At 66.4% G+C, this 13058-nt stretch carries 8 protein-coding genes; 1 reads left to right on the forward strand and 7 read right to left on the reverse strand.

Going from position 1 to position 13058, the window contains the following annotated elements:
• Positions 1-4: 4 nt before the first annotated feature.
• Genes ACZ1H8_RS00635 through ACZ1H8_RS00650 form a run of 4 tightly spaced genes read right to left on the reverse strand, consistent with a single transcriptional unit; the run spans position 5 to position 4627 of the window.
• On the reverse strand, positions 5-910 hold the full coding sequence (locus ACZ1H8_RS00635; protein ID WP_465179474.1) for a hydroxymethylglutaryl-CoA lyase: 906 nt from the start codon (positions 908-910) through the stop codon (positions 5-7).
• Positions 907-2196 carry a CitMHS family transporter gene (locus ACZ1H8_RS00640; RefSeq protein ID WP_465179475.1) on the reverse strand — a complete coding sequence of 430 codons (1290 nt, stop codon included), beginning with the start codon at positions 2194-2196 and terminating at the stop codon, positions 907-909. The genes ACZ1H8_RS00635 and ACZ1H8_RS00640 overlap by 4 nt, the downstream gene beginning before the upstream one ends.
• Positions 2193-3419 (reverse strand): serine hydrolase domain-containing protein, encoded by a 1227-nt coding sequence (locus ACZ1H8_RS00645; protein ID WP_465179476.1) that lies wholly within the window; start codon positions 3417-3419, stop codon positions 2193-2195. The genes ACZ1H8_RS00640 and ACZ1H8_RS00645 overlap by 4 nt, the downstream gene beginning before the upstream one ends.
• The gene (locus ACZ1H8_RS00650) at positions 3416-4627 is read right to left on the reverse strand and encodes a CaiB/BaiF CoA transferase family protein (protein WP_465179477.1); all 1212 of its coding nucleotides are present in this window, start codon (positions 4625-4627) and stop codon (positions 3416-3418) included. The genes ACZ1H8_RS00645 and ACZ1H8_RS00650 overlap by 4 nt, the downstream gene beginning before the upstream one ends.
• A gap of 237 nt (positions 4628-4864) precedes the next feature.
• Here ACZ1H8_RS00650 and ACZ1H8_RS00655 point away from each other — a divergent pair, with 237 nt between their 5' ends.
• The gene (locus ACZ1H8_RS00655) at positions 4865-5797 is read left to right on the forward strand and encodes a LysR family transcriptional regulator (RefSeq protein ID WP_465179478.1); all 933 of its coding nucleotides are present in this window, start codon (positions 4865-4867) and stop codon (positions 5795-5797) included.
• A 5-nt stretch (positions 5798-5802) separates the two neighbouring features.
• Here the strand turns inward: ACZ1H8_RS00655 and ACZ1H8_RS00660 are convergent, their stop codons facing one another.
• The 3 genes from ACZ1H8_RS00660 to ACZ1H8_RS00670 all read right to left on the reverse strand — a co-directional run bounded on the left by ACZ1H8_RS00660 (position 5803) and on the right by ACZ1H8_RS00670 (position 12813).
• Positions 5803-8040 (reverse strand): glycoside hydrolase family 3 C-terminal domain-containing protein, encoded by a 2238-nt coding sequence (locus ACZ1H8_RS00660; RefSeq protein ID WP_465179480.1) that lies wholly within the window; start codon positions 8038-8040, stop codon positions 5803-5805.
• 91 nt (positions 8041-8131) lie between these two features.
• A complete protein-coding gene (locus tag ACZ1H8_RS00665; RefSeq protein WP_465179481.1) occupies positions 8132-9793 on the reverse strand; it encodes a carboxylesterase/lipase family protein in 1662 nt (553 codons plus the stop codon).
• Positions 9794-9861: 68 nt separating this feature from the next.
• Positions 9862-12813, reverse strand: a complete 2952-nt coding sequence (locus ACZ1H8_RS00670) for a TonB-dependent receptor domain-containing protein (protein ID WP_465179482.1) — start codon at positions 12811-12813, stop codon at positions 9862-9864.
• Positions 12814-13058 lie beyond the last annotated feature (245 nt).

Here is a 13058-nt window from a genome sequence, read left to right on the forward strand (position 1 = left end):
AGCCTCATTTCCTCGTCCCGGGAAAGGCCGACGCGCGTGAGACACGGCCGGGCAGTGGCCGGCTCATCACGCCGGACAGCCAGTGCGCCGTATCGACGATGCGATCGAGTTCGACGCCGGTCACCACCCCGCCCCGGCCGAGCATGTAGAGCAGATCCTCGGTCGCGACATTGCCGGTCGCGCCGGGCGCGAAGGGGCACCCGCCGATGCCGCCGATCGCTCCGTCCAGCGTTGCCGCACCATGCTGGAGCGCGGTCCAGCCATTGGCGACGGCAGTGTTGCGGGTATCGTGGAAATGGCAGCGGATGGGCAAATCCCCCACGGCAGCGCCCACCGCGCGCATGACGCGTGCGACATCCGCCGGCGTGGCGACGCCGATCGTGTCGCCCAGCGCGATCTCGACCGGCCCAGCCTCGGCGAGACGACGCGCGATCGCTGCAACCCGCTGGGGTGCAACCTCACCGTCGAACGGACAGCCAAAGGCGACCGAGATCGTCACCTGCGCCCGCCGCCCCGCATCGCGGGCGAGCGCCACGATGTCGATCGCATCCTCGACCGTCTCGTCCGACCTCCTTCCCTGATTGGCGATACCGAAGCCGTCGCTGGCGCTGGCCACCGCACCAAGTTCGTCGACCCGCGTCAGCAGCGCACGCTCCGCCCCGCGGCGGTTCAGCACCAGTCCGATCGTGGTGACGCCGTCCAGCGCAGGCAATCCTGCGCACACCGCCTCGGCATCGGCCATTTGCGGCACGCGGCGGGGATGGACGAAGCTGGCGACCTCGATCCGGCGGACGCCTGCTGAGACCGATCGCTCGATCAGTTCGATCTTCTGCGCCGTGCTGAGCAGCACGCTCTCATTCTGCAGCCCGTCGCGCGCGGAGACTTCGACCAGTTCGATCGCCGCAGTCACAGCCGGATCACTCCCATCAGCAGCGCGGCAACCGTCATCACCAGCGTGATCGCCATCAGCCAGGGGATGGTGAAACGCTGGTGATCGGCCAGCTCGATCCTGGCCAGCCCGACCAGCAGGAAGGTCGCTGGGGTCATCGGGCTGACGGGAAAGCCCGTCGTCATCTGGCCCAGGATCGCCGCGCGGCCGATCTCGACCGGCGGCACGCCGCCATGCTGGGCGATCTCGCCCAGCACCGGCAGGACACCGAAATAGAAGCTGTCGGGATCGAACAACAGGCTGAGCGGCATCGAGGTGATCGCCAGCGCCACCGGCAGATGTTCCGCCGATCCGCCCGGCAAGAGCGCCGCGCCGGCCTGGGCAAGCGCGGACAGCATGCCGGTGCCCTTCATGATCCCGGTAAAGGCGCCGGCGGCGAGCAGGATCGCGACCATCGTGATTGCGGGCGGCGCATGCCTTTCGACCACCTGACGCTGGTCGTCGGGTCGCGGGTGATTGACGATCAGCGCCAGCACCGTGCCGATCAGGAAGGCCGGAGCCGATGGGAGGATCTCGATCAGCATCGCCGAGAGCACCGCGACCGCCATCGCCAGATTCGCCCAGAAGCGCCAGCCGAGTGGCTGCACGGGTTCCGTGGCGACGGGATTGGACAGGATCACCCCCGTGCCGCCCGGCGTCCGCCCCAACTGCCCGCGGCCCAGCCACCAGGCGAAGACCAGCACGGTCGCGGTGCCGATACCCCAGACGGGCAGCATCGGGCCGAACAGCTCCATCACCGGCATCTGCAAAGCCGTTGCGGCGCGAATGGTCGGGCCGCCCCAGGGAAGCATGTTGCCGACCCCGGCCGCCATCGCGGTGACGCAGGCGAGCACGCGCCGATCGATGCCGCAGCGGTCATAGACCGGGAGCAGCGCAGGCACGACCACCAGGAAAGTCACCGCCCCCGACCCGTCGAGCTGAACCACCGTCGCCAGCACCGCGGTGCCGATCGTCACGAACGGCGGGTGATCGCGCGTCAGCCGGACGATCCCGCGCACCATCGGCGCGAACAACCCCGCATCGGCGAGGATCGCGAAGAACAGGATCGCGAACAGGAAGAGCGCGCCCATCGCGGCGACGGTCGTCATGCCGTCCAGCATGAACTTGCCGACATTGGCGCCCTGCCCCAGCAGCAGCGACATGGCGAGCGGGATCACCAGAAAGGCAACGATCGCCGACAGCCGTTTCGACAGGATCGCCGCCAGCACCAGCAGGATCGTGGCCAGGCCGGCAAGTGCGAGCGTCATTTGCCGATCAGCCCGATCGCGGCACGATTGACGCTGGCCCGGACGCCGACCGGATTGCCGAGGACATGCGTCATCAGCAGGGCGACCGCCTTGCGCCGGCGATCGACGAAGAAATAGGTATTGCCCGATCCCGACCAGCTTGCCGTGCCGGCGGGCTGCATGCCCGACGCCTCGCTGGCCGTGTCGCCGATCGAGAAGCCATAGCCGAACTGCATCGCCTGCGGCCCCATGCCGGCCATCGGCGTGCGCGGCACGAACATCGCATCGACCGATTGCTGGCTGAGCAGGCGCTTGCCGTTCAGCGTGCCGCCATTGGCCAGCATCCGGGCAAAGCGCAGATAGTCGTTCGCGGTGCCGGCGATCGCGCCGCCGCCATCGAGCAGTCGTGCGGCGTCGCGATAGTCGGACGTCTCGGGCCGCTCCACCACCGCCATGCCCGGCCCGTACAGCGTGGTGAAACGCGGCAGTTGGCGATCGGAGATATGGAACCCGGTATCCTTCATGCCCAGTGGCGCGAAAATGGTGCGCTGAAGATAGCGGTCGAGCCGTTCGCCGGTCACTCGCTGGACGACCGCGCCGAGTACGGTGGTCGAATAGCTATAGGCGAACGTCTCACCCGGCTGATGCAGCAGGGGTGCCTTGCCGAGCCGCGCGACGAGCTCGTCGAGCGACCTGGCCGGCGGGCCGTCGCCCGGCATCCGCCCGACCGGCGTGTCGCGCATGACGCCATATTTCCGATAATATTGATGGACCGGCGTCGTGCCGGCGAAATGATAGGTGATCCCCGATCGATGCGTCAGCAGGTCCGCGATCGTCATCGGCCGATGCACCGGCTCGGTCACCATGTCATCGACCCCACCCGACACATAGACCCGCACGTTCGCGAGCTCGGGCAGATATTTCGAGACCGGGTCGTCGAGGCGAAGCTTGCCCCGTTCGGCCAGCATCATGATCGCGACCGAGGTGATCGGCTTCGACATCGAATAGAAACGGAAGATCGCATCGCGCCTTAGCGGCTGCTTCTTGTCGATATCGGCCCAGCCGGTCGTGACATCGGCCAGCACCCGGTCGCCGCGCATGATGACGACCGTGGCGCCCGGGATTTCCCGCGCCGCCACCGCCTTGTCGAGATCGGCGCGCAACTGCGCGACCGCAGGCACCTGTGCATGGACCGCGACCGGGGCAGCGAGCGCCGCCAACACCGCTGCGTAACCAAGCCTCATGCCGTGCCCTCCATCGCTCCATCCAAGGCGACGCCGCGCTCGAACAGCGCGTCGATCGCGGCCGGGTCCAATCCCGCTTCGGCAAGAACCGTGCGCGAATGCTGGCCCAGTACCGGCGTCGCGCGGTCCGGCTCGTCGGTCTCCCCGGCGACGCGGAAGGGCGCGCGGACCGCATTCAGCGTCCCTTCGGTCGGGTGCTCCTCGCGCCCGAACAGTCCCACCGCCTGGAGATGGGGGTGATCGAACAACTCCTCCAGCCGGTTGACCTGCGCGCAGGGCACGTCGCGCGCCTTCAGCTGCGCGATCCAGTCGGCTGTCGTCCGCTCCGGCGTTGCCGCCTCGATGAGCGCGTACAGCATGTCGATATTGCGGCTCCGCTCGACACTGTCGGTCACGCGGGGATCGTCGGTCAGGTCGTCGCGGCCGATCAGGCGGAGAAAGGCGATCCAGTGCGCCGCGTTGTACGGGATGATCGAGACGAAGCCGTCGGCGGTGCGGAAGGGCTTGCGATAGGGCGACAGCAGCCGGTCATAGCCGATCCCGCCCAGCGGCGGATCGAAGCTGCGCCCGGCAAGCTGCTCGACCATCAGGAACGACACCAGGCTCTCGAACATCGGCGTCTCGATCGACACCGCCTTGCCGTCGCGATTGCGCGCCGCGAGTGCCGCCAGCACACTGATGGCGAGGTGCAGCCCTCCGACCTTGTCGGCGATGATCGTCGACAGGAAGCGCGGCTCGCCGGCAGCATTCTGGTTCAGCCAGGCAAGGCCCGACACCGCCTGGATCGTGTCGTCATAGGCGGATTCATCGGCCAGTGGCCCGTCCTGGCCAAATCCGGGAGCGTAGCAATAGATCAGGCCGGGATTGATCGCGCGAAGCTGTTCGAACCCGACCCCCAGCCGATCGGCGGATTTCGGACGCATATTGTGGACCACCACGTCCGCGCCCGCGATGATCGCGTGGAGCGCGGCCAGCGCCTCGGCATCGCGCAGATCGAGTGCGATCGATTGCTTGTTGCGGTTCGAATTGATGAAGCCCGCGCCCATCGTCTTGCTGTGGCCCGGCCGTACCGACCGGAAGATGTCGCCGGTCAGCGGTTCGACCTTGATGACATCCGCGCCGAGATCCCCGAGCAGGCGCGTCGCATAGGGACCGAGCACGACCGTGGTCAGATCGACGACACGGATCCCCTTCAGCAATGTCAGCATCCTGCCGCCCCCCGCCCCTCGATACTCATAGCGCACATGGAGCCGTCTCTCCGAATTTCCGTCACCGTTCCAAGCTGAGTAGCCGGATTGGCGATCAACATTTATCGAAAGATCAGAATCATCGATCGACTTTGATTATGATCGTGTCCGTGCAGGCATTGCATGTGCTTGACATGGAACGATCACGATTTGCATGAATAAGCCTGATTGATATCCTGTATAGCAGCTGGATCGCCGATGCCCCGCAAACCCAGTCTCACCAGCCTTCGCCTGTTCATGCAGGTCGCGCACAATCGCAGCTTCAGCGAGACCGGGCGGGTGGCCAACATCTCGCAGCCGGCGCTCAGTCGGACGATCCGCCTGCTGGAGGAAAATCTCGAGGTTCGGCTGTTCGACCGCAATTCGCGCAACGTAACATTGACCAGCGCCGGCGAGGCACTGCTGCCGATCGTCGAGCGGCTGACCGCCGATTTCGACCACGCCTTTACCGAGCTGGCGCTCAGCTTTGCTGGCGAACGCGGCCGGGTCATCATCGGCGCCCTGCCCTCGATCGCCGCAGGCGTGCTTCCGCTGGCCATGGCGGGCTTCCGCAACTCGAACCCGCATGTCGAACTGATCATCCGCGACCAGCTGTCCGGCACGCTGTACCAGCAGATGCAGGAGCGGCAGATCGACCTGGCGATCACCACCCCGCCCGATCGCGGCGAGTTCATCTTTGAGCCCCTGTTCGAGGATCCGGTCGTGCTGGCGGTGCGCGAGGGCGGCCCGCTCGACGACGGCACCACGGCGACCTGGTCAATCTTTGGCGAACACCCCTTCATTGCCATGGCCCCCAGAAGCAGCGTGCGCGAACTGACCGACGCCGCGATGATCAAGGCCGGCGTGACCGCGCAGCCCTTATATGAATGTGCCCAGCTCGCGACGGTCCGCGCGCTGATCGAGGCGGGCCTGGGCATCACCGCCCTGCCCGAATCCGCCGCCACCATGCTCCAGCCGAACCGGCTGAAATTGCGCCCGCTGCGCGAGCCGATAGTGTCGCGCACGATCGGCCTGGCCTATCCGGCAGGCCGCACCCTGCCGCCGGCGGCAGCGGCCTTCGCGCGGCATTTCATGGCACAGGCGCGCCATGCCCAGGCCGACAAGCGCCCGGGCGCGACACCCGCCGACTAGGACCGTCATTTGGGCCGCCAGCCGACCGGCAGCTCGCGCGCCGGCAGCTTGACCGACACCGTCTGGACGATGTCGCGCGACGAGGTGCCGAGCATTACGCGGTAGGTGCCGCCCCTGATCTTCCAGCGGTTCGAGGCGCCGTCGAACATCGCCAGCAGCCGCGGATCGACGCTCAGCGTGACGCGGCGCGACTGTCCGGGGGCCAGATCGACTTTCTGGAACGCGCCCAGCCGCTTCGGCGCTTCCCAGCCATCGCCCGCGACATAGAGCTGGGCGACATCCTTGCCGCGAAGCGCCCCGGTGTTCCGGACGGTGAAGCTCGCCGATACCGTTCCCTGCGACGCCTTGGCGCTCAGCCCCGAATAGCCGAAGCTGGTGTAGGACAGGCCATGGCCGAAGGGGAAAGCCGGCTCATGACCCTTCAGATCGAACCAGCGATATCCGACCGCGGCGCCTTCGTTATAGACGGTGTCGCCCTTGTTCGGTGCGCTGGGCTTCGGAAGCTGATCGAGGCTGCGCGGGAAGGTTGCGGGCAGATGACCTGACGGATTGACCTTGCCGTACAGGACATTGGCGATCGCGGGGCCGCCCGAGGTGCCGGGGAACCAGGCCGCGACCACCGCCGCGACCTTGTCCGCCCAGGGGGTGAAGACCGGTCCGCCGGTTTCGAGAACGACCACCGTCTTCGGATTGGCTTCGGCGACACGGTCGATCAGTGCATCCTGGCCGTCGGCCAGCGTCAGCGAGACATCGAAGGATTCGCCTGCCCACTGCGTCGCGAACACGATCGCGACATCTGCGTCGCGCGCTGCCGCGGCCGCCGCGGCGGGATCGGTGCCGTCGATAAACCGGATGTCGGCACCGGGTGCCTGGCGCCGCATCGCCTCGAGCGGAGACGAGGGATAATAGACGACCGGGCCGGGCCAGAAGGTCGGCTTCAGCCCCGGTACCGCATTGCCGCCCCGCGGATGGACCGAGGAGGCGCCGCCGCCGGACAGCACGCCCTTGTCGGCATGGCCGCCGATGACGACGATCCGCTTGACCGACGGCGTCAGCGGCAAGACCGCGTCACTGTTCTTGAGCAGGACCAGCGCTTCCTCCGCATCACGCTGCGCCGTCGCCGCGCTCTTGGCCAGCAGTGCCTCGGGCAGGTCGTCCGGGGCGGCGGTGATCGGGTGGTCGAACAGGCCGTGGCGGAACATGGCGTACAGGATGCGCGATACCATCCGGTCGAGCGCCGCTTCCTTCACTTCGCCGGCTTCGAGCGCCGCCTTCAGGTCCGCGCCCAGATAAGGCCGCTTGTCGAACGGATAGCCCGACTGCTGGTCGAGCCCGGCGGCGACTGCGGGCGCGGTCGAATGGGTGCCGCCCCAATCGGACATCACATAGCCCTTGAACCCCCAATCGCTGCGCAGCACCTGGGTCAGCAGCCAAGGTTGCTCGCACGAGAAGATCCCGTTGACGCGGTTATAGGCGCACATCACCGATCCGGGATCGGACTTCTCGATCGCGATCTGGAACGCCAGCAGGTCGGACATGCGCGCGGCGACCGGGTCGATCACCGAATTGCCGGCGTTGCGGTCGGTTTCCTGGTCGTTGACGGCAAAGTGCTTCACCGTCGAAATGATGTTGTTCGACTGCACGCCCGAGGTGTGCGCCCCGGCCATCGTGCCGGCGAGCAGCGGGTCCTCACCCGCATATTCGAAGTTCCGGCCGTTGCGCGGCTCGCGCATCAGGTTCACGCTGCCGGCCAGCATGACGTTATAGCCGGAGGCGCGTGCCTCCTCGCCGATCATCGCCCCTGCGGCAAAGGCCAGTGCCGGGTTCCAGGTTGCTGCAGTGGCGAGACCCGAGGGCAGCCCGGTGCGTTCCCATTTGCGCGGCGCCCCGCCCTGGCTCGCGACGCCGATGCCCGCGTCCGCCTGCCATTGCGGCGGAATGCCCAGACGTGGGACGCCGGGGACATAGCCGGCCGATCCGTTGCGCGCCTCGGCCGGTGCCTTGTGCTGGCGCATCGGGAAATCCGTGGCGAAATAGCCGAAGACGAGCGTCAGCTTCTCGTCCCGCGTCATCCGAGGCAGGAGCAACGCGACCCGGCGATCGGGGTCCAGCCGGGCGTTCATCCATGGCCGGTCGGTGGCGGCCTGCTGCTGCTGCTGCTGCGCGGGCGCCGCGGACGGCACGACACCGGCCGCCAGGATCGCGACGCTGGCCAGCATCCGGGTGGCGATCGTCTTGGTCATCCTATCATCCTCTCAGTCGCCGCCCGGCGCATGCCGGTCCGGAAAAAATGGTGCCGAGGCGGCCAGGCCGCGTCGGCACCAGGCTCCGGGGTCAAGGGGTCTTGCGGGGAAGCTTCGCCAGATCGGCGTCGAGCGCCTCAAGCTTCGCGTCGGTCAGCACCTGCGGCATATATCCCTTGATCGCGTTCAGCGTCATGCCGCGCGCCATGTTGATCTGCGGGTTCCCGACAAACTCGGGCAGGTGCTTCTTCAGCACGGCATTGGCCGCGGGGTCGTCAAGCAGTTCGCCGATCGGGGTGATCAGGCTGCTGTAATGACCCGATGCGCGCGCAGCCTCCATCCGCGCCTTTTCGCGGTCGATATCGGCCGCCCAGGGATCGCGTTGCGGCACGGATTTCCCGGCTTCGGAGAAATCCATCATCTCGTCGCCGGCCTTGGTGAATTTCGGCCAGGCGGGCAGACCCGATCCGTTCGGATCGCCGGTCTTCACGAAATTGACCAGATAGCGGCTGACCTGCTTGCCCATCTCGATATCGCGCGCCGTCGTCGCCGACTCATATTTGATCTTCGTATTGTCGAAGAAATACGGGATCTCCGCTGCGTGCTGCGCACCCGGCTGGGCGACCGATTCAGCGACATAGGAGAAGCGGTAATACCAGACCGGCACCTTCTGGTCGGCGAACACGCCCGACGCCTCGCGCGCGCCGGCGACCATGAAGCCGCTCTTGCCGCCGATATCCGCGCTGGTCGCCCCGACGATCACCGGCACCCGAGCGAACTTGCCTGACTTATAGGCCTCGTCGAGGTCCACCAGCACCTTGCCGTCGGGGAACGGCCCGGCCACCGTCTCCGGACCGGAACCGCGGGCCATCATGCTCAGCCCGTCGGTGACCTGCTCGGCGGTCAGCGCGCGCAGCTTGGCGAGCGCATCGGGCGCCTTGGGATCGATATTGTATCGGCGGGCGAAATTCTCGCCGACCTGCTCGACCCGGGCGAGCGTCTTGGCCTCTTCGGTCCGGCCGTTGCCGCCCGACATGACCACCGCGCGCTGGAACAGGCCCTGAGATTGCGGCGAGGTCAGCATGTTGTGCACCGACATGCCGCCCGCGCTTTCGCCGATGATCGTCACGTTTGACGGATCGCCGCCAAAGGCAGCGATGTTGCGCTTCACCCACTGCAGTGCCGCGACCTGATCCATCGCCGCATAATTGCCGAGCCTGCCTCCGTCGGGGTTTTCGGCAGTCAGCTGCGGCAGGGCGAAGGTGCCGAAGCGGCCCAGGCGGTAGTTGAAGCTGACGAAGATGATCCCCTCGCGCGCCAGGTTGGCGCCGGCATAGGTCGGGGGCGACGCGCCGCCGTTGACGAAGCCGCCGCCATAGATCCACACCATCACCGGCAGCTTGCCCTTGGCGCCCGCCGGTCGCCAGACATTGGCGTAGAGGCAATCTTCGGCCGGCGTGGTGCCCAGCGGCGCGGCGTCGCTCGGGAAGGGAATCTGCATGCAGTCGCTGCTGTACTGGGTGGTCTCGCGCACGCCCTTCCACGGCTTGACCGGCTGCGGCGCGCGCCAGCGCAGTTCGGCCAGAGGCGGCTGGGCGAAGGGAATGCCCTTCCAGCTGTCGACCCCTTCCTCGGTGCTGCCGCGGATCTCGCCGCTGTCGATCTTCACCTGGGTCGATTGGGCGAAGGCCGCAACCGGCGACGCGATCGCGATGGCGCCGAGCAGCAGCGCCGTGATCGAGGAAGTCCGCATGTTCATTCTCTCCGTTGGTCTCTCTATCGGTCGGCACCGGCGCGCACCTGCCCGCCGGTGCTCTGCGGTCAGAAGCCCGCCGACAGCTGGAAGGTCACGGTGCGCCCGAACGGGTTCGAATAGGCCCCGTTGAACACCGCGTTGTTGGTATAGACCAGCCGCGGCGCCTTGTCGGTCACGTTCTGGAAGTTGAGCGACCCGCGCAGGCTCTTCATGAAGCTGCGATCGCGCCCGGTGAACTCGGTGCTGTACCCGATGTTGAGATCGAAGGTCGTGTAGGAGTCGATCCGCACCGGCAGCACCGCCTGGCCCAGCCGGTCGACCGCCTGGTCGTTGGTGTAGGAGCCGGTATAGTTGGCGAACAGCATCGCATTGAACCCGCGATAATTGACTCCGATCGACCCACGGCCGCGCCATTCGATCGGCGAGCTGTAGAAGCCGGTCCGGTCGATGAACGGATCGCCCGGCTTCACCTGCTGGTCGTTGTTCAGCACCTTGTTGACGCTGGCGTTGAACAGGATCGCGCCGCCGTCGAAGTCGTAGATGTAGTTGATCGTGGCGTCGATGCCGTCCTGCTTGGTCGCCGCCAGATTGGTGTTGCGCGCGTCGAGCAGGATCTCGACCGAGCAGGGATTGAGGATGCCGCCGCCATAGAGGATCGTGCGGCCGGCATATTCGGCCAGCACCGGGTCATAGGTCGCAGGATTGCCATTCACGCAGCCCGCCGGATTGTCGATCGGGAAAATGAAGTCCGAATAGCCGAGATAGTTCGGATAGGTGGTCGGGTTGAGGAATGCGCCGAACACGTCCGGGCTGGCGATCCGGTTGTTATAGTTGATCTTGTAATAGGTGCCCGACAGCCGCAGCCCGCGCAGCGGCTCCAGGTCGGCGCCCACCTGCCATGTGGTCGCCTCTTCCGGGCGGATGTTCGGGTTGGCGCCGCTGACATAGGCCGCCAGGATCGGCCCCTGCGGAATGCGGGGATCCTGCCCCAGGTAGAAATAGTTGAACACGCCGCCCGACGAGATGGCGCGGGGGTTCACGTCCGGCAGGTTGGGCGCGCGGAACGACGTGCCCCAGGAGCCGCGGATCGTCAGCCCGTCGAACACTTCCCAGGTGCCGCTCAGCTTCGGGTTGGTCGTTTCGCCCACGTCCGAATAATGGTCGTAGCGCACCGCGCCGCTGATCGTCAGCGTGCGGATCAGGGGCAAGTCCATGTCGTCCGAGACCAGCGGGACATAGACTTCGGCAAAGGCCGACAGGATGGTGCGCGCGCCGCGGCTGGTGCTCGCATCGGTGTCCAGCTGGAATTCGTTGTTGAACGGCCGGTTGGCGCCGTTGATGTTGTAGTTATAGACCTTGTTGCGCTCGCCACCGAATGCCGCGCGGACCTTGCCCGCAGGCACGGCGAACAGCGGTCCGTCGAACTTGACCAGCAGATCGTCGATGCCGCTGCCGCTGCGCTGGATATTGTCGCCGGTGAAGGTGGCGATCTGCGCTGGCGACAGGCCGGAGACATTATCGAGCGGATTGATGGCGCCGATGTCGATCTGGTACTGCAGCGCGGTCAGGTTGATGTTCGTGCCGAGCTGGCAATAGTTGCACGCCTTGTCGCGGCCATAGGTATAGAAGGCCTCGCCCCGCCAGCTCCACGGCAGGCTGACCTTCACGCCACCGGTCAGATTGTAGGACTCATTCTCGCCGGTCCAGTTGTTCAGCCCGACGCTCTTGATCATGTTGTACTGCACGGTCAGCGCATCGGCGGCCAGACCCTCGATATAATAGGGGTTCGGGGTCGTTGTCGGCGTGTTGGTGACCGGATCGTAGAGGAATCGGCGCAGCTGGACGTTGCTGATCACCCCCTGCGCGGTCGAGGAGAGGGTCCGGCGGTTGTTGTAGGTGCCCTGGAACGACAGCTCGACCGCATCGCCCAGCTTCTGGGTGATATAGGCGGCCACCTGGTGGCGGCGCAGGTCGCCGGTATAGTCGTTGAAGTCGGCGGAATCGAGCAGATTGGGCTGGTTCAGCAGCAGGTCGGAGACGCTCAGGTCGCGGTTGGTGCCGACAGGGAGGCCGTAATAGGTGTTGGCACCGGCGCGCGGCAACAGGCTGTTCTGCGGCGGCTGAAGCGGGCCGAACGGACCATCCGGATCGGCGTTGGCGACGACGAGGTTGCCGTTGAAGCCAGCGGTTGCGGTCGTGCCGTTCAGTCGGTCGTCGACGCCGCCGAACCGGCTGAGATCCTGGCGCAGATAGGGGTTCTTACCCCGGCGATAGGCGTCGCGCTGCGAAAACTCGTAGCTGATCAGGATGTTGCCGCGGCCGACCCCGCCAATCTCCCAGTTTGTGCCGGCGGTGATGGAGGGACTGACTTCGAGCCCGCCATTGTTGTTGCTGACGCGGACCGACATTTCGAGGCCCTGATAGTCCTTGCGGATGACATAGTTGACCACGCCGGCGACCGCGTCCGAGCCATAGACGGCGGAGGCGCCGTCGGCGATCACCTCGATCCGCTCCAGCGCGGCGAGCGGGATCGCGTTCGCCTCGGTGAAGGTCTGCGACGCACCGGTATTGGTGATGCGGTGGCCGTCGATCAGCACGAGGGTCGAGGCCTGGCCCAGGCCACGCAGGTTGATCGCGTTACCCTGCTGGTTGTTGTTGCCGCCCTGGGTGCCGCCTTCGCGGAACTCGCCGAGGTTGCGCACCTGCGGCAGCGTGCGGACGACGTCGGCGGCATTGGTCTGACCGGTCGCCAGGATCGCCTCGCGGTCCAGCGTGATCGCCTCGCTGCCGACCGGCTTCACGCCGGAAATATTGGTGCCGGTGACGATGATTTCCTCGACCGTCGCCGGATCGAGATCCTGCGTGTCCTCGACCGGGACCGGGTCCTCCTGCGTCTGGACGACGGGGCCAGCGCCTGTCTCGGCGGTCTGCGCCATCGCGCCGGATGCGGCGAACAATCCAATGGCGAGCGTTACCAGGCTGACCCGAGCAGACAGCCGCGTTCTGGTGAGACCCATCTTCAATCCCCCTCCTAATGTTCGTCCCCGCCGACCGGCTTCTCGCGATGCGGGCCGATGTTCGACGGGACATGTGCGTCATGGACGCAGAGGGGTCGTTTCAGGAAATCGAATTTTGCAATCGATTGATCCGCTTTGCTGATCGATCGATTTTGCGATCTCAGCAGCTATGTCGTTAACCCAAGTCACGACCGCACGGACCAACGGACGCCACTGCCTCGCGCCGCGTAGGCGTCCGATCGGTC

The sequence above is a fragment of the Sphingomonas sp. BL-S-25 genome (assembly GCF_055521555.1).

Bases quoted from the DNA above. Each gene is read 5' to 3' on its own strand.
- ACZ1H8_RS00660 (WP_465179480.1), bottom strand. From the start codon at position 8,040: ATGACCAAGACGATCGCCACCCGGATGCTGGCCAGCGTCGCGATCCTG.
- ACZ1H8_RS00645 (WP_465179476.1), bottom strand. From the start codon at position 3,419: ATGAGGCTTGGTTACGCAGCGGTGTTGGCGGCGCTCGCTGCCCCGGTC.
- ACZ1H8_RS00640 (WP_465179475.1), bottom strand. From the start codon at position 2,196: ATGACGCTCGCACTTGCCGGCCTGGCCACGATCCTGCTGGTGCTGGCG.
- ACZ1H8_RS00665 (WP_465179481.1), bottom strand. From the start codon at position 9,793: ATGCGGACTTCCTCGATCACGGCGCTGCTGCTCGGCGCCATCGCGATC.
- ACZ1H8_RS00650 (WP_465179477.1), bottom strand. From the start codon at position 4,627: ATGCTGACATTGCTGAAGGGGATCCGTGTCGTCGATCTGACCACGGTC.
- ACZ1H8_RS00655 (WP_465179478.1), top strand. From the start codon at position 4,865: ATGCCCCGCAAACCCAGTCTCACCAGCCTTCGCCTGTTCATGCAGGTC.
- ACZ1H8_RS00670 (WP_465179482.1), bottom strand. From the start codon at position 12,813: ATGGGTCTCACCAGAACGCGGCTGTCTGCTCGGGTCAGCCTGGTAACG.